This window comes from Candidatus Eisenbacteria bacterium (genome assembly GCA_020847735.1).
Classification (GTDB): Bacteria; Eisenbacteria; RBG-16-71-46; order RBG-16-71-46; family RBG-16-71-46; genus CAIXRL01.
The window spans coordinates 400308-421481 of record JADLBL010000020.1 but is presented as its reverse complement, the minus strand read 5'-3'; the positions used below and the strand labels follow the sequence as shown (position 1 = coordinate 421481).

Below are 21174 nucleotides of genomic sequence, written 5' to 3'. Positions count from 1 at the left end.
AATCCTTGCGCTCCTGCCGGGGCCTCGCGGCATCTGAGCCGGCGTCAGGCAGGAGCGGAAGCGCACCCCGAACGTCAGGAGCGGTCATGTCCATTCGTCCCGTCCGCAGGATCCTGGAGTCCCAGCCGACCCTGGAAGGCGCCGGCGTGAAGCTGCGCCGTGCGTTCGGCTTCGGCGATACCGACCAGACGGACCCGTTCCTGCTCTTCGACGATTTCCGCAACGAGCGCCCGGTGGACTACATCGCCGGCTTCCCGTGGCACCCGCACCGGGGCATCGAGACGATCACCTACGTGCTGTCGGGGACCGTCACGCACGCGGACAGCCTCGGCAACGCGGGCGCCCTCGGAGCCGGCGATGTCCAGTGGATGACCGCCGGGCGCGGCATCCTGCACCAGGAGATGCCGCAGGGCGACACGAACGGGCGCATGCACGGCTTCCAGTTGTGGGCGAATCTGCCCTCGAACCTCAAGATGACCGCGCCGCGCTACCAGGACGTGCCGTCGAAGGACGTCGCCGAGGTGACGGACGACGACGGCACGCGGGTGCGCGTCATCATCGGCGATTTCTGGGGCAAGCGGGGCCCGGTCGAGGGCATCGCGGCCGATCCGCAGTACCTGGACGTCTGGGTGCCGCCGGGCCGGCGCAAGACTCTGCCCATCGACACGCGGCGGAACGCGTTCGCGTACGTCTTCGAAGGCGACGGCGAGTTCCGGGACGCTTCGGAGCCGATGGGTGTCCTGACCGACGCCGGCGGACCGGTGGAGACGCTGGTCCGGCACAAGGCCGGCAATCGTTCGCTCGTGATGTTCGGCCCCGGCGACGAGGTCGTGGTGCGCGCCGGCGAGCACGGCATCCGCTTCCTGCTCTGCTCGGGCCGGCCGCTCGAGGAGCCGGTGGCCTGGTGGGGACCGATCGTGATGAACACCGCGCAGGAAATCCGCACGGCGCAGGCCGAACTGCGCAGCGGCACGTTCATCAAGGACGGGAACCCGCCGGGCGGGGAACCGGCCGGCAACTGAATCGCGGTGCGGGCGCGACGCGTCCGCATCGTTTTTCCCGCCGTCTCAGATGCCCATGTCGCCGAGCGTCCTGGCGGCGCGCGCCATGGTCGCGGTCAGATCGGGATGCGAGACCTCGAAGCGCGTGATCGCGGAACGCAGGCGGTCCGCCAGCGACTCACGCCGGCCGTCCGCCGTGCGCTCGAGCGCCGTCTGGATGTCGGCGGCGAGCTGCCGAAGCAGCTCGCGGTCCGCGGCGGAGACGGGCTTTCCGCTTTCGAGGGTCGAATGCAGCTGGGTGAGCAGCTCTCGAACCGGGCTGTCGGTCATCTCGGGCTCCGAACCGTTGTTCGTGCGGGAGGCATCCACCGCGGGGTTGGGGGGGCTGTCCGGCACGCGGAGACTACCCGTCCGCGCACGCGAAGACGAGTCTCAGTGCGCCGTCCACTTCGGGGTGGCGAGGAACAGCCCGTCGCCGAAACCGATCTGCCAGGCCATCCACAGCCCGAACGCGAGCGACAGGACGCCCGTCGCCACGTGGATGAGCCGCGCCGCTCCACCCCAGCGCCGGGCGACGGTCGCGACGGGGAGCGCGAAACCGGTCGTGATGAGCGACATGCCGAGCAGCGTGCCGGCGCCGAACACCAGCAGGTAGCCGCACGCCCACAGCGGATCGCGGACCGTGGCCAGCACGAGCAGCGCCACCGCCGCGCTGCCGGCCAGTCCGTGCACCAGTCCGACCACGAACGCGCGCCGCGCCGGCGGACGCGAGGCCGCATCGCCGAGACCCGGATCGGCGCGTCGGCGCCGGCCCAGGTTCAGAAGCCCCACGGTGATGAGCGCGAGCGCGACGCAGAACTCGAGCGCCAATCCCAGGCGAGGCGGCACGACCCAGTTGAACAGGATGATGCCGGCGCCCACGGCGAACAGCGTCAGCGTGTGGCCGGCGCCCCACACGACGCCCAGCCACAGCGCCGGCAGCACGCGCCGCTCGCGCGCGGCGATCGTGGTGACGGCGACGACGTGATCGGCGTCGGCGGCGTGGCGCAGCCCGAGCAGCAGGCCCAGGCCGAGGATCGCGAACAGGTTCATGGCCGGCAGGCTCTCACGCGCCCGCCGTGCGGTCGAGGCGGCCGGGCCATCCGCGGGGCGCCAGCGGGCGCGGCGCGCTCCGAGGAGCCCTCGCCGCGCCCGGACGCCGGGCCGTGAGCCTCAGGCGGCGTTCAGACGATGCCGACCTTGACGCAGTTGATCGGCGGCAGCGAGTCGAACAGGCACTCGAACTCGTCCCCGCCGTCGCGGCCGATCCACAGCTGGCCGGTGGTCGTGCCGAAGTAGAGGGCGGGGTTCTTGTGCTCGTCCATGTCCATGCCGTCGCGCAGGACCGTGAAGTAGCTCTGCTTCCTGGGCAGTCCCTTCGCGCACTTCTTCCACGAACCGCCGCCGTTCTCGCTTCGCCACACGCCCGGGCTGCCGCCGGGGCAGGTGCGGGTCATGGGCTCGAGCGGCAGGACGTAGACCGTGTCGGGGTCGTGCGGGTGCACCGAGACGGGGAAGCCGAAGTCGGTCGGAAGGCCCTTCGAGATCGAGTGCCAGGTGTGGCCGTGGTCGTCGCTGCGCAGCACGCCGATGTCGGGCCGAGGTCCGCCGGGCCCGTTCCACTCGCTCCAGCCGCCGTGGTTCTGCATGTACATGCGCCCGGGCGCGCCTTTCGCGACGACGATCTTGTGCACGCACTGTCCGAACTCGGGGTAAGGATCGGGCACGAAGCCGGCGCCGACGCCGTCGTTCGCCGCGCGGAAGGTGCCGCCGCCGTCCTCGCTCAGGTAGTGCCCGCCGGTCGAGATGCCGAGGTGCAGGCGGTTGCCGTCGCGCACGATCGTGTGCATGCACAGGCCGCCATTGCCCGGATGCCACTGGCGCGCATGCTCGTGGTTGCTGATGCCCTCGACCATCTCCCACGAATCGCCGCCGTCCCCGCTGCGGAAGAGCGACGCGGGTTCGACGCCGGCGAGCAGCTCCTTCCTGTCCTCGCCCGGTTCGAGCGCCCAGATGTTGGCGAGCGCGCGGCCGTCGTCCTTGGGGAACGCCGGCGCGGATTTCGTCTCCTTGAACGATTTGCCGAGGTTCGTCGAGACCAGGACCTTCATTCCGAAGAACGGATTGCAGCTCGAGGCGAAAAGCCGGGTGGAGCCGCGATCGTCGATCAGCGTCGAGTAGACGCTGACCCCGGGCCCGAACGGACCCCGCAGCTCGAACCGGCCGCGGCTCTTCGCCGCCTCCGCGACGAACACGCCCTTCTTGGTGCCGACGGTGACGACGACGCGCTCCGGCATCTTCTAGCCTCCTGAGACCGCGGGAAGGATGGTGACGACGTCCCCCGGGGAGAGTTCGGTGTCGAGACCTGTCGCCAGGTCCCGCGTGTTGGCCGAGTTGACGAACACGTTGATGTGCCGGCGCACCGCGCCGGTTTCGTCGCAGAGGTTGCGGTGCAGTTCGGGCTGCGTTCTTTCGAGCAGCACGAGCGTCGCCCGAACGGTGTCGGCCGTGAGCGTCAGTCGCGTGACGCCGCCGCAACACTGGCGCAGCATTCCCGGAAGCTGGACGGTGATGGACATGAGGGCGCATCGTCGCCGATTCACCGGGCGCCCCGCCAGCGGGAAATGACGGTGCGTTCCGTCCGCGTCCGGCCGATGTCCGGCGAGTGGCTCCTCCGGACCTCCGGCGGGTGCCGGTCTCCTCCCGCGCCCCGCAACGCAGGGCGAAGCTCACCGCTCCTGCGAGCCGATTCGCGCGACGCTCCTCGGGGGCGGGCGATTCCGGCGGGTGGGCCGTTGCTCCGCTCGGCTAGACTGCGGCGCCTCCCTTTGCCCTTCCCTCGCCGCGAGCCGCCCATGCTCAAGCCGTATTTCCAGCTTCCCCGCGCGATCCACGTGCTCTGCCTGGGCACGCTCGTCAATCGCGCCGGAACCTTCCTCGTTCCGTTCCTGACCCTTTACCTCACGACGCAACTCGGACTGGGCGACGCGTTCGCGACGCAGGCGATGGGGCTCTACGGACTGGGCGGCATCCTCGCGGCGCTGACGGGGGGCCACCTCGCCGACCGGATCGGCCGTCGCACCGTCATGCTGGCGAGCCTGCTCGGCGCCTCGGCGGTGCTGCTGGTGTTCGGCCGGCTCGGCTCGCCGGCGGCGATCCTGGCCGCGGTGCTCGCCGTCTCCTTCCTCGGCGAGATGTACCGGCCCGCCGCGTCGGCGATGATCGCCGACCTCAGCCCGCCCGAGGAGCGCCCGCGCGCGTACGCGCTCATGTACCTGACGATCAACCTCGGCATGACCGTCTCTCCCATCGTCGGCGGGTTCATCGCCGGACATTCGTACCAGTGGCTCTTCTGGGGCGACGCGGCGACGAGCACGGCGTACGCGCTGATCCTGCTGCTGGCGGTGCGCGAGACGCTGCCCGCTCGCGCGGTTCGCACGGCGGCCGATGGCGCCGTCGCGGACGTCGCCGCGCCCGCCCCCGACGGGCCCCACCCGCCGCTCGCCGCGATCGCGCGGCGGGTCCTCGGGCATGGCGTGTTCCTCGTCTTTTGCCTCGCGACGCACTTCGTGAGCCTCGCCTACATGCAGTCGCACACCACGCTGCCGCTCTACATGAAGGGGCTCGGGTTCGGCCCGCAGCAGTACGGAATGATCACGGCGGTCAACGCCGCGCTCATCGTCGCCTTCCAGCTTCCCTTCACCGGCTGGATCGCCCGCTTCCCGCGCGAAGCTCTGCTGGTGTGCGGCGCCCTGCTGACCGCGGTCGGATTCGGGCTCACGGGCTTCGCGACAACGCTCCGGGCGCTCGCGGGGAGCGTGGTCGTGTGGACCGCCGGCGAGATGCTGCAGTCCGCCTATCTCTCGGCCGTGGTCGCCGACCTCGCGCCACCCGATCTGCGAGGGACCTACATGGGCATGGTGACGCTGGCGTACGCGAGCGCGCTGATGATCGGCTCGCCGATCGGCGGCCTCGTACTCGAACGTTACGGCGCCGGTGCGCTGTGGACCGGCTCGTTCGCCGTGGCGCTCGCCGGCGCCGCCTGCTACACCGCGATCGGCCCCGCCATCCGCCGGGCGCACGCCGCGCACGCGGGAGGGGCGCCGCCGACCGGGCGCTGACGGCGCCGGTCGCCCCCACCCGCGCGCGGCCTCGAGCGCCCTCACCGGGCGCGCACCGGCGCCGTGCCTGCTAGAGTGCCCGGCCCATGATCGCGTTCAACGGCGTCTCCAAGCAGTACGGCAGGCAGGTCCTGTTCGTCGAAGGCACCTTCCAGATCGACCCCGGCCAGAAGGTCGGACTGGTCGGCCCCAACGGCGCCGGCAAGACCACCGTGTTCCGCCTGATCCTAGGCGAGGAGTCGCCCGACGAGGGCGACGTCACGGTGCCGAAGCGCCTGTCGCTCGGCTACTACCGGCAGGACATGGGCGAGATGTCCGGCCGCTCGGTGCTCGACGAAGCCATCGCCGGCAGCGGCCGGCTCGGTGAACTCCATCACGAGCTCGAAGCCCTGCAGGACGCGCTCGCCGACCCCGAGCGCGCGGACGAGATGGAGAAGCTGCTCGAACGCTTCGGCCACGTTCAAGACGAGTACGAGCGCGGCGGCGGCTACGATCTGGAGTCGCGAGCACGCGTGATCCTGCACGCCCTCGGGTTCGAGGACGCGCAGGTGGACGGCGAGGTCGGCGCTCTCTCGGGCGGCTGGAAGATGCGCGTCGGACTCGCCCGCATCCTGCTCGGGCGGCCCGACGTGCTGCTGCTCGACGAGCCCACGAACCACCTCGACATCGAATCCATCCTGTGGCTCGAGTCGTTCGTGCGCGACTACCCCGGCACCGTCGTCATGACCTGCCACGACAAGGATTTCATGAACCGGATCGTGGACCGCATCCTCGAGATCGACGGCGGCGAGTTCACGAGCTACACCGGCGACTACGACTTCTACGTCCGACAGCGCGAGATCGCCACCGCCAACCGCGAGGCCGCCTACGCGCGCCAGCAGGCCATGCTCGCCAGGGAGAGGCGCTTCATCGAGCGCTTCCAGGCGCACGCCGCCAAGGCCGCGCAGGTGCAGAGCCGCGTGAAGAAGCTGGAGAAGATCGAGGTCGTCGAGTTGCCGCGCACGCGCAAGGTCGTGGAGTTCCGCTTCCGCACGCCGCCGCGCTCGGGCGAGGACGTGCTGCAGATGAAGGGCGTGCGCAAGGCCTACGGCGAGCGCGTCGTGTACGACGACTTCGAGTTCACCGTGCGGCGCACCGAGCGCTGGTGCGTGATGGGCCGGAACGGCGCTGGCAAGTCCACGCTGCTCAAGCTGGTCGCCGGCCGGACCGAGCCCGACGCCGGCACCATCCGGCTCGGCGCCAACCTCAGGGTCGGCTACTTCGCGCAGCAGGCGCTCGACCTGCTCGACCCTTCGCTCAGCGTCTTCGAACAGATCCAGCGGGACTTTCCGCTCGAGAGCCAGGGCGCGCTGCGCAACCTGCTCGGCGCGTTCCAGTTCTCGGGCAGCGACGTGGACAAACCCGTCCGCGTGCTCTCGGGCGGCGAGAAGTCCCGGCTCGTGCTCGCGCGCATGCTGTTCGACCCGCCCAACTTCCTGATTCTCGACGAGCCGACGAACCACCTGGACCTCGAGACCAAAGAGATGCTGGTCGCCGCGCTCTCGGACTTCGAAGGCACGATGCTGTTCGTGAGCCACGACCGCACGTTCCTGCGCGGACTGTCGAACCGGGTGCTCGAGCTGCGCCCGGGCGACGGCGCCGACGTCCCCGCGCAGCCGCCGTTCCCCTACCCCGGCTCGTACGCGGAGTACGTCGAGCGCACGGGCAGCGAGGCGGCGGGGGTGCATCGGTAGCGCGGGGCACCGGCGCCGCGGAGCGCGGTCCTCCTCATCGCGTGCTGTCCGCGGGCGTCCAGAAGCGGCCGAATTTGGCCCACCAGGCCGCCGCGACATCGCGCGGAGCACGGTCGGGCTGATCGTAGAACTTCACGTACTCCCCGCCCGTTCTCGCCAGGATGCGCTCGTCTTGCGTCACGAACAGCAGCGCGTCCTGAACGCGTTCACGGACGAAGTGATCCGGGTCTCCCATCCGCTTCAGGAGCAGCGGCACGATCCCGGGCCCCATCCGCCCCAACTTCTCGGAGGAGTCCCACGACAAGGTCTGCACGTCAGAGCAGCCGCCGATCGAGTAGAGGGTCGTGTCCGCGAGGTGCGCGAGGTACCAGGCGGCGGAGTCGGCGTCGAACGCGAGATCGCCGCGGGTGAACGGTTGCGTGATTACGGTCCGCGTCGACCCGCCGTGCGCCAGCACGCTTTCGGCATAGGCCATCCCCCGGCGGATCCGATCGCGCTGCGCGAGCCCTCCCGGCAGGTCCAGCCATCGGCTGATCGTGACCAGACCCCGCGGCGTTCCGAGGCTGTCGCGGGCCACACGGCGACGCCCCGGTGCGGCCGCGCGGTCGGCGAACGCGTCCGTGCGTCTCGTCGCGGGCGGGTCGGATGGCCTCGAGTAGCCGACCACCCAGAGGTCGGTGGCGTTCGCCGTGGCGGCCGACGCCGCTCGGAACAGCCGCCCCGCCAACGCGGGCTCGACAGGTCCTGCGCGACGGACGCCGGCCGGCCAGAAGGGAACGACCGCGATGGACCGCGGCAGGAGCGCGCGCAGCGCCCGGCCAAGATCCTCGTCGGAGACCACGATCACGGCGCTGCTCTCCGGATGCGCACCGGCCTCGATTCTCGCGGCGAGCCCGCGAAGCGGATCCGGCCGCGCGGCCGCCCGCGCGCCGGAGCCGCAGACGACGGCCGCCACGGCGGCGACGCCGATCAGACGCACGAGGCCGGGGCCGGTCCGCATGCGGCGGTTATCGGCGTGGATTGCGGCGCACTGAAGGGACCCGGCGAGAGCGTCCGCTCGCCGAAGGCGCACGGCTCACGCCGCTGCCGGCGCGACATGCATGCGACGCCGCGGCCCCTCCCTCGCGCTACGGAATCGGCGGCGGCGCCGGCTTCCCGCCCTGCTTCTCCCTGACGAACACGGCGGGCAGCTCGCGGTCCCGGACCAGCTTGTTGAAGGCGTCGAGTCCGGGGCCGAGCGCCTCGCGGATCACGGCGAGCTGCTCGTCAATGCGCGCGGCGACGTCGGCGTAGACGGCGGCAGCCTGGTCGGTGGGCGGCGCGTCGGCGCCGTCCACGGTGTCCGTCAGCTGGCTCAGCTTGTTGTTGAGCCGGACCGGGTAGTTGAGCGGATCCTGGCTGCTCTTGTTCCTGGTCTGATACAACGCTTCTTCGGCGGCGGTCAGCTTTTTCGTCAGCGCGTTGGCGGCGGCGGCGACGGTCGTGTCCCTGCCGGCGGCCTTCGCGCGGTCGGCGACGGCCCTGATCTGTTCGCGCACCTCGCGCAGGCGCGTGATGGCGTCGTGCGTCTCGGTGAGCTTGTCGCGGATGCGCGCGTGCAAGTCGTAGCGGCTCTGGTAGTCGGCCTGCGTCGCGGCGACGCGCGGGTCTTTGCGGACTTCGAAGTTCACGACCTGGGCCTGACCATTGGCGGTGAACCTGGCCTGATACGCGCCGGGCGCGACGCGTGGACCCTGCAGGCCGCCGCCCCACAGGATCAGTCCCTTGAAACGCGAGGCCTCGGCGCCGCGCAGATCCCAGGTGAACCGGTTGAGCCCGGCCTTCGCCGGCAGCTTGCGGGCGCCGCCGAACGCGAAGGGCATGCCTTCGCCGCCGCCCGGCGACCCGGAGGGGTCGGCGTCGGGATCGTCGAGGTTCGAGTACTTCCGCACGAGCTTCCGGTCGGAGTCGAGAACCTCGAGCGTGATTTCCTGCTTCTCCCTCGGCTCGGCGGCGAGCCGGTAGTAGAAGGTGGCGCCGGCCGGCGGGTTCCCCCCCAGGTTGCCCCGGGCGCCGAAGCCGCCGCCCCCGCCGTACAGGTACGCGGGCGTGGGCGTGAACAGCCATGCCCCCGCGGCCGCCGACTTCACGCTCGCCTGACGCAGTGGTCCGAGGTCGTCGAGAATCCAGAACGATCGGCCCTGCGTGGCGACGACCAGCGCGTCGTCCTTGACCACCAGGTCGGTGATCGGCACCAGCGGCAGCGCGCCGCGTGCCTCGCCGTCCGGCTTCGCGAGGTCCGCGATCAGGCCCGGACGGTTGACGCGCAGTGGCCGCCAGTGGGCGCCCTCGTCCACCGAGAACCACAGGCCCGTCTCGGTTCCGGCGTAGAGCAGCCCCTCGCGCACCGGGTCCTCGCGCACGACGCGCACGAAGCCGCCGTCCGCGGGCAGGTCGCCGGCGACGGAACGCCAGGTGCGGCCGTAGTCGTGCGTCACGTACGCGTAGGGTTTGAAGTCGTCCAGGCGGTAGCGGTGCGCCGCGACGTAGGCGGTGCCGGAAGCGTGCGTGCCGACGTCGATGCTGTTGATGGTCGCCCACTCGGGAAGCCCCGGCGGCGTCACCTTCCGCCAGTTCCGGCCCGCGTCACGCGAGACGTGCACGAGGCCGTCGTCCGATCCGGCCCACAGCACGCCCTTTTCGAGCTTCGATTCGGCGAACGCGAAGATCGTGCAGAAGTACTCGACGCTGGTGTTGTCCTGCGTGACGGGCCCGCCCGAGGAGACGAGCTTCGCGGGATCATTGCGCGTCAGGTCGGGGCTGATGACCTCCCAGCTCTGGCCTTCGTTAGTCGAGCGGTGCAACACGTTGGAGGCGGCATAGACGGTGTTCGGGTCGTGCGGCGAGATGACGATCGGAAACGACCACTGGAAGCGGTACTTCGCGCCCTCGGCGCCCCAGCCCATCGGGTTGTCGGGGTACGGGTTGACGTCGCGCTCCTGTTCGCTGCGGCGATCCACGCGCGTGAGCAGACCGTTGTACGAACCGGCGTAGACGATCCCGGGCTCGCCGGGCTTGGGCGCGATCCAGCCGCTCTCTCCGCCGCCCACGTCGTACCAGTCGGTGCGGCCGATGCCGAAGCCGGCCGTGCGGCTGGCGATGCCGACCGTCGAGTTGTCCTGCTGCGCGCCGTAGACGCGGTACGGGAACGCGTCGTCGGTGGTCACGCGGTAGAACTGCGCGGTCGGCTGGTTCTCGAGCGAAGTCCACGACAACCCGCCGTCGTTCGAGACGCAGGCTCCGCCGTCGTTGCCCTCGATCAGGCGCTGCGGGTCGGCGGGGTCCAGCCACAGGTCGTGGTTGTCCCCGTGCGGCGTGCCGACGCGCTGGAAGGTCACGCCGCCATCGCGCGAGCGCATGCAGCCCACGTTCAGCACCCACACGACGTCGGCGTTCTTCGGATCGGCGAAGACGTGCGTGTAGTACCAGGCGCGCTGGCGCAGGTCGCGCGACTCGTTCGTACGCCGCCAGGTGCGACCCCAGTCGTCGGAGCGGAACACGCCGCCGGCGTCGGCTTCGATGACCGCGAAGACGCGGCCGGCCTGCGCGCCGGAGGCGCTGACGCCCACCCGGCCCCAGACCCCCTTCGGCAGGCCTTCGGCCGCGAGGCGTGTCCACGACTCGCCCGCGTCGGTGGACTTCCACAGGCCGCTGCCGGCCCCTCCGCTCGAGAGGCTCCACGGCGTGCGATAGACCTGCCAGGTCGCCGCGTAGAGGATTCGCGGGTTGAGCGGATCGAGGCTCACGTCGATCGCTCCGGTGCTGTCGTTCACGAACAGCACGTTCTTCCACGTCACGCCGCCATCGCGCGTGCGGAAGACTCCGCGCTCGCGATTGGGACCGAACGTGTGGCCGAGGGCGGCGACGTACGCGACGTCCGGGTCGCGAGGGTCCACGGCGATGCGCCCGATCTGGCGCGTGTCGGCGAGTCCGAGGTGCGTCCACGTGCGGCCGGCGTCGGTCGAGCGGTACACACCGTCGCCGTGCGAGACATTGCCGCGGATGCAGCCTTCGCCCATTCCGACCCAGACGACGTTGGGGTCCGAGGGGGCGACGGAGACCGCGCCGACCGAGCCCGTGCCGAGCTGTCCGTCGGAGACGTTGCTCCAGTCGTTGCCGCTGTCGGTGCTCTTCCAGACGCCGCCGCCGGTGCCGCCGAAGTAGTAGACGTTCCGCTGCCCGACGACTCCGGCGACCGCGGTCACGCGCCCGCCGCGGAACGGTCCGATGTTGCGCCACTGCAGCGCCGCGAGCTGTCGCGAGCCGTAGGCGTCGGGGCTGATCGCGGCGCTCTTCGCCGGCGCGGCGGAACTCGGAGGCGGAGCCAGCATCAGCAGCGCGGCGACAAGGGGCAGGACGATCGTCATCGGGGAGCGCGACATGGAGCACCTCGGGTGGGGCTGCCGGAAGGACTCATGCGGTGGGATCGCGAGTTCGTGACCGTAGGTCGTGCGTGCGGCCGCGCTCGCGGGCATCGGACGGGCGCGGCCATCCTCGCACCGAGCGCGAGGCCGGGGACCGGCGCCGGCAGGACGCGGTCCGGTTGACTTCGCCGGGTCGCGGGCTATCTTCAGGGCCGTCAGCTGCCCAGCGAGAGTCGCGTCGCGCCGCTGGCGCCCTTGCCAGCACCCAGTTCAGGAGAACCGCGGGCGGACTCCGGGCACGGCCGCGGCCTGTCGCCGACATGGCGAAATCCTTCGATACGTTCATGACTCGAGGCCACCGCGAAGGGCGCGGGCGGCCTTTTTCGTTGCTCCGCTCTGGAGGACATCATGGCGGTCACCGTGGATAAGCCGACCCATGGCCACAACGCGTTCGCGATGGCGCAGGCGCAGTTCGACGGCGTCGCGGAATACCTCGGACTCGACGCCTCGACGCGCGAGTTGCTCCGAAATCCGCTGCGCGAATACCACTTCGGCATTCCGATCCGCATGGACGATGGCTCGACCCGGGTCTTCCGCGGCTTCCGCGTGCAGCACAACGACGCCCGTGGGCCGGGCAAGGGCGGCATCCGCTTCCATCCGCAGGAGACGGTGGACACGGTGCGCGCGCTGTCCATGTGGATGACCTGGAAGTGCGCGGTCGTGGACATTCCCCTCGGCGGCAGCAAGGGCGGCGTGGTGTGCGACCCGCACAACCTGAGCGCCCGCGAACAGGAGCAGGTGTGCCGCGGCTGGGTCCGGCAGATCTCGCGCGACGTGGGCCCACTGCTCGACGTGCCGGCTCCCGACGTCATGACCACCCCGCAGCACATGCTGTGGATGCTCGACGAGTTCGAGCAGATCCACCGCGGCCATTTCCCCGGCTTCATCACCGGCAAGCCGGTGGGCATGGGCGGCTCGCTGGGCCGCACCGAGGCCACGGGCTTCGGCGTGGTCTACACGATTCGCGAGGCGCTCAAGGAGCTGGGGATTCGCCCCGAGGCGACCACCGCGAGCGTGCAGGGCTTCGGCAACGTGGCGCGGCACGCGATCCAGCATTACCACCAGCTCGGCGGCAGGACGGTGTGCGTGTCGTCGTGGGACCAGGCCGACCAGACCTCGTACTCGTTCCGCAAGACCTCGGGCGTGGACCTCGACGAACTGCTCGCCATCACCGACAAGTTCGGCGGCATTGACAAGGCGAAGGCGAAGGCGAAGGGCTACGAGGTGCTGGACGGAGACGCGTGGATCGCGCAGGAGGCCGACCTGCTGATTCCCGCGGCGCTCGAGAACCAGATTCGCGGCGACAACGTCGAGCGCATCCACGCGCGCGTGAAGCTCATCGCCGAGGGCGCGAACGGCCCGACGACGCCCGAGGCCGACGCGGTCCTCAAGCAGCGCGGCATCTTCGACATCCCCGACTTCCTCGCCAACGCCGGCGGCGTGACCTGCAGCTACTTCGAACAGGTCCAGAGCAACATGAACTACTACTGGGAACGCGACGAGGTGCTCGGCCGGCTCGACGTCAAGATGACGGCGGCCTACGGCGCGGTGAGCGAGCTGGCGCGCAAGCGCAAGCTGTACATGCGCGACGCGGCCTACGTCATCGCCATCAACCGCGTCGTGCAGGCCTGCAAGCAGCGCGGCTGGATCTGAGCGGAATGACCGCTTCGCGCGGGCCCGACGACGACACGCGCCGCGACCTGGCGGAGCGGACCAAGGAGCTGGAGTGCCTCTACCGCGTGGACGCGCTGCTGCGCCGCGCGGGGCCGCCGTCCGTGGACACCCTGGCCGAGGTGGCGCGAACGCTGCGGACGGCGCTGCGATTTCCGGAGGTCTGTCGCGTACGCCTGGTGGCCGGCGACACGACCGTCGGGGACCCGGACTTCCGGCCCTCACCGTGGACCCTGCGCGCTCCGATCCGAGTGCCGGGCGAAACCGAGGGCGTCCTCGAGGTCGTCTACGCCGAGGAGCGGCCGAGCGCCGACGAGGGTCCGTTCCTCGCGGAGGAACGCCAGTTGCTCGAGATGGTGGCGGACCGGCTCGGCCGCTACCTCGATCACGCCCGGCTGCGGCAGGCCTTCCGGGAGATGGAGGCGACCGGGCGCACCGGCCAGCCGGCGGGCGGCTCGTGGCGCGTCGTCCTCGACTTCCTGCGCGGAACCGACGAAACACTGCTCGTGCGCATCACGCGCAAGCTGATCAACCACCTCGGCTGGCTGGGAGTCGGCGAGGCGGTGGCCATGCTGCACGAGATGAACGTCGAGGAGACCGCTTCGGGCGAGGACGTCGCGGCGGATAACCGCCCGCTGTCGCGCATCGGACGCGACCCGGCGCGGGCGCGCATCGAGGAGACGTTCCGGATCGCCGCCGGGAAGCTGGGCGATCAGGGGCTGGTGGACCTCGTGCAGAAGTGGATCCGCGAGGACAAGTCGCGGTTCCTCGTCACCACGCTCGGCGACCCGGACGCGGGGCTCGACGAGGTCGCCGAGGCGATCCGCCGCTACCACCGTCTCGGACCGGGCGGCACCGAATTGTCCGTGGCGGCGCACAAGGGCATCCGCGTCACCCTGATCGAGCGCTTCTTCACCGACGAACCCGAGTTCATCAACATCGCGAAACGGCACCTCGACATTGACGACTTCCACGAGCTGGTGCAGCGGGTCGTGAGCACGCCGCGCACGCGCGGCAAGCTGGGCGGCAAGAGCGCGGGGCTGTTCCTCGCCTCGCGCATCCTGCGGCGCGCCGCCGCGGAGCGCCCGCGGCTCGACGGCGTCACGATGCCCCGCACCTGGTACGTGACGTCCGACAGCCTCGCGAGCTTCATCCAGTACAACAACCTCGAGGACATCCACAACCACAAGTACGCCGACCTCGAGCAAATCCGGCAGGACTACCCGCACATCGTGCGCGTCTTCAAGAATTCGGCTTTCCCGCCCGAACTGGTGCGCGGACTCTCGCAGGTGCTCGACGACTTCCCGGACCGGCCGATCATCGTGCGCAGTTCGAGCCTGCTCGAGGACCGTCTGGGTTCGGTGTTCGCCGGCAAGTACAAGAGCCTGTTTCTCGCCAACGAGGGCGGCAAGCAGGAGCGTCTGGCCGCACTGCTCGACGCGGTGGCGGAAGTCTACGCGTCCACGTTCGGACCCGACCCGATCGAATACCGTGCCGAGCGCGGCCTGATCGACGCCTACGAGGAAATGGGCATCATGATCCAGGAGGTCGTCGGCACGCGCGTCGGCCGGTGGTACCTGCCGTCCTTCGCGGGCGTGGCGTTCAGCCGGAACGAGTTCCGCTGGTCGGCCCGCATTCGCCGCGAGGACGGCCTGCTGCGCCTGGTGCCCGGGCTCGGCACGCGGGCCGTGGACCGGCTCAAGGACGACTACCCGGTGCTGCTCGCTCCCGGCCAGCCGGGTCTGCGCGTCAACGTCACGCCGCAGGAGGTTCTGCGCTACGCGCCTCGCATGGCCGACGTGATCAATCTCGAGACCGGCGAGTTCGAAACGGTCCCGGTCGCGGAGTTGCTCGCCGCGCACGGCCACGAGCTGCCGCGCGCCGCCCAGCTCGTCTCCATCCTCGAGGGCGACCACCTGCGGCGGCCGACCGGCCGGCACGTGGACTGGGAGTCCGAGAAGCTGCTGGTGACGTTCGAGGGGCTCGCCGCCGAGGGAGAGTTCCTGCGCCTGATGAAGGACGTGCTCGAGGTGCTCGAGCGCGAGATGGGCACCCCCGTGGACCTCGAGTTCGCCTCCGACGGGCAGTCGCTCTATCTGCTCCAGTGCCGGCCGCAAAGTTCCTTCGGCGACGCGCGGCCGGCGAGCATCCCGCGCGACCTGCCGCGCGAGCGCGTGCTGTTCACCGCCAACCGGTTCGTCTCCAACGGCCGCGTGCCCGACCTGACGCACCTCGTCTACGTGGAGCCCGGCGCCTACGGCGCGCTCGGAGACGAGGAGCGGCTGCGCGCGGTCGGCCGCGTCGTCGGACGCCTCAACAAGGTGCTCCCCCGGCGCCGGTTCGCCCTGCTGGGTCCGGGGCGCTGGGGCAGCCGGGGGGACGCGAAGCTCGGCGTGAGCGTGACCTACTCCGACATCAGCAACGCGGCGCTGCTCGTCGAGATCGCGCGCCAGAAGGGCAACTACCTGCCCGATCTGTCCTTCGGCACGCACTTCTTCCAGGATCTGGTCGAGGCTTCGATCCGCTACCTGCCGCTCTACCCAGACGATCCCGGGGTGCGCTTCGACGAGCGCTTCCTGCTCGACGCCGAAAACGAGCTCCCGCAATTGCTGCCGGACGCGGCCGAGTTCGTGGAGGTGGTGCGCGTCATTGACGTGGGCCGCGCGCGCGAAGGGCAGGTGCTGCGCGTCCTGCTCAACGCCGAGCTCGAACAGGCCGTGGGGATGTTCGCCGCCGCACGCGCCGCGGGAGACGTCACCTCGGAGGACTGACCGGCCCGCGAAGCCGCCGGCACGCCGGGCCCGTCGGCTACGCCGCCTTGCGCATCGCGACCTGCGCGACCTCGGTGCGGGACGCTCCCCTGCCCTTGCGCCAGGCGATGCCGTCCGCCCACGCGTGTTCGAAGTCGGCGGCCGCCTCATCCACCGAGGCGTGCTGCGCGGGCCGGGCCGGACGCTCGCGCGTCACGCACTTCCACAGCGAGGCGGCGCTCGCGTTCGGCAGATGACGCACCGGGTGGCCGGGACGCTCGGCCACCCCGGTCGGACGCAGCGTCGTCCAGGTGCAGCTCGAGCCGTCGGTGAAGCGGCAAACGTACTCGAACCATGCGCGGGCGCGGGGGTGCTCGTAGTAGGCGGCGTACGTCGCATCGGCCTCGCGGGCGAAGAGCCGCAGCCTCACCCCCGGCAGCTCACGCACGGCGAAGCAGCCCGCGTCGCCGAATCCGAGTCCTTCGAGCTCGGCCGTGACCCGGTCGCGCCGGGCGAGGTCGGCCCACTCGGAATCCGTGCAGGGTTCGAGGTGGATCGTGTCGGGCTGGGCCGCGAGAGCGCGCCGCGAAATTCCGCGCCCGAAGAGGAAGCCGACCACCGGCCGGATCACGGTCCAGGAGACGAGCAACAGGACGAGCACCGCCAGCCAGATGAGGTCGGAGGTCAGGGTCGCGGGCATGGGCATCGGAGCACCTCGCGTCGGGTCGTTGCGCGCGGGAGCCTCGCGGGCCTTCGGGCGGCCCCCGCATCCGGGAGGTTATCGGCCGCGCCGGCGCGGACATTTACCTCGCGGGATCGGCGCATCGGGCTGTCGGCGCGGCCGCGGAGGCCCCCGTGGCCGGGTGCCGCCCGAGCCGGCAGCGCTCGCTACACGATCCGGTCCACGCCCGAGTAAACGTTCATGCGGCCGTCGCGCAGGAAGCCGATGAGCGTCAGCCCCGCCGCTTCCGCGAGGTCCACGGCCAGCGTCGTGGGCGCGCCGACGGCGGCGAGCGCGGGAAGGCGGGCGCGCGCGGCCTTCAGGACGAGTTCGGCGCCGGCGCGACCGCTCACCCACAGCAGGCCCTCGCCGGCGCCGTGGCGGCCCGTGCGCAGCAGCCATCCGCAGACCTTGTCCACCGCGTTGTGGCGTCCGACATCCTCGCGCAGCACGCCCGGCACGAGCGCCGCGTCGCACCAGGCGGCGGCATGCAGACCGCCCGTCTGGGCGAACGCGGCCTGCCCGGTGCGCAGGCGCTCGGGCAACGCGAGGATCGAACCCGCGGAGAAGCGGGCCGAGCCGGCCGCGGCGGCCAGACCCGAGCGCAGCGATTCCAGATGGGCGCGGCCGCAGAGTCCGCACGCGGAGGTGGAGACGAAGTTGCGCTCCAGCTTCGACCAGTCGAGCGCCACTCCGGGCGCAAGACGCACCTCGAGCAGGTCCGGCTGGTCGGTGTGCTCCGCGGGTGCGAGGGTCAGCGAGACCACGTCGGTCGCGCGCTCGAGCAGTCCCTCGCCCGCGAGGAACCCGAGGGCGAGATCCTCGTCGTGGCCCGGCGTGCAGAGCGTCACCGAAAGCGCGCGACCGTCCACGCGAATCTCGAGCGCGCGCTCGCGGGCCACGGCATCGTCGGCGCGCTCCCACCCGCCCCCGCTCATGCGATGGACGGGCCGCCGCTCGACCATCGCCGGCGTCGTCCGCGCGTCGTCGCTCATGGAACCGGCACCGGGCGCGCGGCCCGGATTCAGACCTTCACGTGCTCGGTATGCGTCGCGAGCGTGCCGTCGGGCAGGGTGACCAGGGTGTAGTCCCGGAAGATGCTGGGCGCCTCCTTTTGCATGATGCGCAGCAGCTCGACCGCGACCTTGCGGATCTCCACCTCGGCGTGCTCGCTGCCGCGCAGCTCGATGAAGTGCCGCAGCGCACGGGCGTTGGCGGTCACGAAGATCTTCGTCTCGGTGGCGTTCGGCAGCACCGAACGCGCCGCCTGCCGCGCCATCTTGCGGCGCAGCGTGCGGTCGGCCACGTCGGTGAACTTCGCCTCGAGCCCCGAGACCAGTCGGTCGTAACCCGCGCGCGCGGCGTTCACGGCCTCGCACCAGGCGGCGTGCAGCGCCGGATCGGCGGCGATCACGTCCGGCTCGACGTAGTCGGAGTCCGACTCGTCCACGTAGCGCTGCGAGAGCTGCGAGTAGGAAAAGTGCCGGTGCCGGATGAGCTCGTGCGTGAACGAGCGCGAGACGCCGGTGAACAGGAAGCTCCACACGCCGTGCTCGAGCACCGAGCCGTGCCCGACGTCGATGATGTGTCCGACGAACTCGGCGTTGGTCTTGCGGCCCTTGCCGTACGACATGTAGCAGACGCGGCCCGCGAGTTCGGCGAGCCGCTCGGCCCCGACCTCGGTGTCGGTCTGCCAGCTGAGTTCCTCGTCGGCGAGAAAGCGATCCACGTCGGCGTCGCTCACCACCTGCCGCCCGACGAGGTAGACCTTCGGCTCGCGGACGATCTTCAGTTCACGGGTCTCGGCGGGCGCGGTGCCCATGGCGACTCCTTCGCAGGCTGCGGGGCGCGGTGCGCCTCGCGTGGCTCGGCCGTCCCGCTCCGGCGGGCGGTACACACGGACCTGCCGGGACGGCGCAAGCGTCGTTGTGACGTCGCGCCGCGGTCCGGTGGCGCGCAATGTACCGCAGGCGCGCGGGGGCGAGAAGCGCGCGGCCCGCCGGCCGCGGGAGGAGGGCAGGCCGCGGGCGTCCGGCGGCGGAGGCGCGGGATCCGGCGCCGCTCCTCAGCGTGAGGACTCCGGACTTGCCGCGCGCGAGCGGGCGAGCGCGGCGGCGACCGACTGCGCGGCCGCCCGCGGCGTGTCGGCGACCTCGACGAATCCGAACAGGTGACCCGGCACCAGCCCGGGCGCGCGTTGCGCCGCGAGCCAGCCGTGCCAGTGCTCGCCCATCAGCACGAGCGGCGCGGGCGGGCGGGCGCTCACGCTGAGCAGCGTCCAGGTCAGGAACAGTTCGGAGAGCGTGCCGATGCTGCCATTCACGGCGATGAACGCGTCGGCCGTGCGCACCAGGTGCCGCAGGCGTTCGTGGAGGTCCGGGGTGTGGACCCGCTCGCGAACCCATGGATTCACCGGCCCGCGCCGCTCGAAGAGCTCGACGGTCACCCCGATCACGTGGCCGCCGGCCTCGTGGGCGCCGCGCGAGACCGCCGCCATGGCGCCGCCGTAGCCGCCGCTCATCACCGCAAACCCGGCTCTCGCCAGCTCCGATCCGAGCGCGACGACCCCGGCATAGGCCGGGTCGCCCTCGCCGATCGTGCTGCTGCCGAAGACCGCCACCACCGGCTGCCGCGGGAATGGTGCCATCTATCACTCTCCCTCGCGCGGGACGCTATGACGCCCGGCTTTCTGACAGACCGCATTCACGGGTGGATAGCGGCCGGCGAAATGGCTAGAGTGCCGGGCCGAGATCCAACCGGTCCCAACGACTCCCCCGGAATCGAACATGCCGCGAAGACCATCCATTTCGAGCTTCCGCGCCGTCTCGCTCGACCCCGAGGCGCCCGAGGCGCTCCACCGCCAGCTGTACGAGGAGCTCCGCCGCGCCATCCTGAGCGGCCGGCTCGGGGCCGGCTCGCGATTGCCCGCGAGCCGCGAGTTCGCGAGCGTCTCGCGCATCTCGCGCAACACGGTGCTCAGCGCCTACGGCCAGCTGCTCGCCGAAGGATACATCGAGAGCCGTGCCGGCTCCGGCACTTTCGTCGCGCGTTCGATTCCGGAGGCGATGACGCCGGAGTCGCCGGCGCCCGAGGCGAGCGTGGCCCGCCCCGGGGACGCGGGTCTCCCGGGCACGCCGCGCTCGTTGTCGGCGCGCGGCCGCCGCATCGCCGACGCTCCCATCCTGCGCCATCCACTGCGCACGGTCGCCAACGCCTTCCGACCCGGCCTGCCGGCGCTCGACCACTTCCCGATGAAGATCTGGCGGCGGCTCTACGACCGGCGCCTTCGCCGCGCCTCGGTGCGCCAGTTGTCGTACGACGACCCGCAGGGCTACCTGCCGCTGCGCGAGGCCATCGCCGCGCACCTGTCCGCGAGCCGGGGCGCCCGCTGCGGCCCCGAGCACGTCATCATCGTCAACGGTTCGCAGCACGGCGTGGACCTGACGGTCCGCATGCTGCTGGATCGCGGCGACGAGGTGTGGTTCGAGGACCCCGGCTACTTCGGCGCCCGCGCCACGCTGCAGGCGCACGCCGCCGTCCCCGTGCCGGTGCCGGTGGACTCCGACGGCCTGGTGGTCTCGGCGGGCATCGAACGCGCCCCGAACGCGCGGCTCGTCTACTGCACGCCCTCGCACCAGAACCCGCTCGGGGTGACGATGACGCTCGGACGCCGAATGGCGCTGACGCAGTGGGCGGAGCGCACCGGCGCCTGGATCCTCGAGGACGACAACGCCAGCGAGTACCGCTACCGCGGCCGGCCGCTCGCCTCGCTGCAGGGCATCGACCCTTCGGACCGCGTGATCTACGTCGGAACGTTCAGCAAGGTGCTGTTCTCCTCGTTGCGGATCGGTTACGTCGTCGCGCCCTCCGACCTCGTGTCCGTGCTCGTCCGCGCCCGCGTGCTCGTGGACCGGCAGTCTCCCGGGCTTTCGCAGGCGGTGCTCGCCGACTTCATGAACGAGGGCCATTTCGCCCGGCACATCCGGCGCATGCGCACGCTGTACGGCGCGCGGCTCGCGGCGCTGCTGCGGGCGGTGCGCGTGCACGCCGGGGACGTGCTCGAGGTGGACGAGGGCGAGGGCGGCATGAGCCGCGTGGCGTGGCTGCCGCCCGGGGTGGACGACCTCGAGGCGGGCGCCGAGGTCGCCCGCGCCGGCATCCAGTGCCTGCCGCTCTCGGAGTACGCGATGCAGAACGGCGAGCGCGGCGGGCTCATCCTCGGCTTCACCGGCAGCGACGAGGCCGCCATCGAACACGGGATCCAGACCGTCGCGGCCTGCGTGCGCGCGGTGCAGGCCCGCACGTTCGTGCGCGCGTGAGCGGCGTCCGGATCGCGAGGTCCGCTTCCCTGCACGAGGGCGACGGACTGCGCTTTCGCGTGACGCTCGACGGCCTTGCGTACGACGCCTTCGCCGTCCGCTGGCGCGGCGCCGTGCACGCCTACCTCAACGTCTGCCGGCACGAATCGCTGCCGCTCGATTTCGGCGACGGGCGCTTCTTCGACGAGGCGTTCGACGCGCTCGTCTGCTGCCACCACGGCGCCCGCTACGCGCCGGACACGGGCCGCTGCCAGGGCGGCCCGTGCGCCGGCGGCACGCTCACCGCGCTCGCGGTCGAGGAGCGCGGCGGCGAGCTGTGGTGCACCGGGCGCGCGGGCGGCTGAGCGCCCGGAGCC

At 71.3% G+C, this 21174-nt stretch carries 17 protein-coding genes; 7 read left to right on the top strand and 10 right to left on the bottom strand.

The annotated features are described in order from the left end of the window. Window positions 1-86 precede the first annotated feature (86 nt). The gene (locus IT347_10430; protein MCC6349990.1) at window positions 87-1022 is read left to right on the top strand and encodes a pirin family protein; all 936 of its coding nucleotides are present in this window, start codon (window positions 87-89) and stop codon (window positions 1020-1022) included. Between the two features lie 45 nt (window positions 1023-1067). Here IT347_10430 and IT347_10425 read toward each other — a convergent pair whose 3' ends face one another. The 4 genes from IT347_10425 to IT347_10410 form a co-directional block, all read right to left on the bottom strand. After that, on the bottom strand, window positions 1068-1397 hold the full coding sequence (locus IT347_10425; protein ID MCC6349989.1) for a DUF4404 family protein: 330 nt from the start codon (window positions 1395-1397) through the stop codon (window positions 1068-1070). A 36-nt stretch (window positions 1398-1433) separates the two neighbouring features. Continuing rightward, window positions 1434-2093: a HupE/UreJ family protein gene (locus tag IT347_10420; GenBank protein ID MCC6349988.1), complete on the bottom strand. Its 660-nt coding sequence runs from the start codon at window positions 2091-2093 to the stop codon at window positions 1434-1436. 131 nt (window positions 2094-2224) lie between these two features. After that, on the bottom strand, window positions 2225-3337 hold the full coding sequence (locus IT347_10415; protein MCC6349987.1) for an exo-alpha-sialidase: 1113 nt from the start codon (window positions 3335-3337) through the stop codon (window positions 2225-2227). Window positions 3338-3340: 3 nt separating this feature from the next. Beyond that, window positions 3341-3619, bottom strand: coding sequence for a MoaD/ThiS family protein (locus tag IT347_10410; GenBank protein MCC6349986.1), 279 nt, complete (start codon window positions 3617-3619; stop codon window positions 3341-3343). 276 nt (window positions 3620-3895) lie between these two features. Here IT347_10410 and IT347_10405 point away from each other — a divergent pair, with 276 nt between their 5' ends. Both IT347_10405 and IT347_10400 read left to right on the top strand, forming a co-directional pair. Further along, window positions 3896-5161: an MFS transporter gene (locus IT347_10405; protein MCC6349985.1), complete on the top strand. Its 1266-nt coding sequence runs from the start codon at window positions 3896-3898 to the stop codon at window positions 5159-5161. A gap of 86 nt (window positions 5162-5247) precedes the next feature. Beyond that, complete coding sequence (locus tag IT347_10400; protein MCC6349984.1) at window positions 5248-6894, top strand: ABC-F family ATP-binding cassette domain-containing protein; 1647 nt, start codon at window positions 5248-5250, stop codon at window positions 6892-6894. A gap of 34 nt (window positions 6895-6928) precedes the next feature. Here the strand turns inward: IT347_10400 and IT347_10395 are convergent, their stop codons facing one another. Together IT347_10395 and IT347_10390 are read right to left on the bottom strand one after the other, a co-directional pair. Further along, window positions 6929-7894: a hypothetical protein gene (locus tag IT347_10395; protein MCC6349983.1), complete on the bottom strand. Its 966-nt coding sequence runs from the start codon at window positions 7892-7894 to the stop codon at window positions 6929-6931. 127 nt (window positions 7895-8021) lie between these two features. Beyond that, the gene (locus IT347_10390; protein ID MCC6349982.1) at window positions 8022-11300 is read right to left on the bottom strand and encodes a glycosyl hydrolase; all 3279 of its coding nucleotides are present in this window, start codon (window positions 11298-11300) and stop codon (window positions 8022-8024) included. Window positions 11301-11705: 405 nt separating this feature from the next. Here IT347_10390 and IT347_10385 point away from each other — a divergent pair, with 405 nt between their 5' ends. Beyond that, window positions 11706-13010 (top strand): Glu/Leu/Phe/Val dehydrogenase, encoded by a 1305-nt coding sequence (locus tag IT347_10385; protein MCC6349981.1) that lies wholly within the window; start codon window positions 11706-11708, stop codon window positions 13008-13010. A gap of 5 nt (window positions 13011-13015) precedes the next feature. Continuing rightward, entirely contained in the window at window positions 13016-15799 is a 2784-nt protein-coding gene (locus IT347_10380; protein ID MCC6349980.1) for a pyruvate, phosphate dikinase, read from the top strand. A gap of 37 nt (window positions 15800-15836) precedes the next feature. Here the strand turns inward: IT347_10380 and IT347_10375 are convergent, their stop codons facing one another. The 4 genes from IT347_10375 to IT347_10360 all read right to left on the bottom strand — a co-directional run bounded on the left by IT347_10375 (window position 15837) and on the right by IT347_10360 (window position 19146). Then, complete coding sequence (locus IT347_10375; protein MCC6349979.1) at window positions 15837-16478, bottom strand: hypothetical protein; 642 nt, start codon at window positions 16476-16478, stop codon at window positions 15837-15839. A 188-nt stretch (window positions 16479-16666) separates the two neighbouring features. Next, window positions 16667-17464 carry a formate dehydrogenase accessory sulfurtransferase FdhD gene (gene fdhD / locus IT347_10370; protein MCC6349978.1) on the bottom strand — a complete coding sequence of 266 codons (798 nt, stop codon included), beginning with the start codon at window positions 17462-17464 and terminating at the stop codon, window positions 16667-16669. Window positions 17465-17523: 59 nt separating this feature from the next. Further along, complete coding sequence (thyX, locus tag IT347_10365; protein ID MCC6349977.1) at window positions 17524-18321, bottom strand: FAD-dependent thymidylate synthase; 798 nt, start codon at window positions 18319-18321, stop codon at window positions 17524-17526. A 243-nt stretch (window positions 18322-18564) separates the two neighbouring features. Further along, window positions 18565-19146: an LOG family protein gene (locus tag IT347_10360; protein MCC6349976.1), complete on the bottom strand. Its 582-nt coding sequence runs from the start codon at window positions 19144-19146 to the stop codon at window positions 18565-18567. Between the two features lie 139 nt (window positions 19147-19285). On the opposite strand from IT347_10360, the gene IT347_10355 reads away from it, so the two are divergent. After that, window positions 19286-20818 (top strand): PLP-dependent aminotransferase family protein, encoded by a 1533-nt coding sequence (locus IT347_10355; protein ID MCC6349975.1) that lies wholly within the window; start codon window positions 19286-19288, stop codon window positions 20816-20818. Then, on the top strand, window positions 20815-21162 hold the full coding sequence (locus IT347_10350; GenBank protein ID MCC6349974.1) for a Rieske 2Fe-2S domain-containing protein: 348 nt from the start codon (window positions 20815-20817) through the stop codon (window positions 21160-21162). Before IT347_10355 ends, IT347_10350 begins: the two co-directional genes overlap by 4 nt. Window positions 21163-21174 lie beyond the last annotated feature (12 nt).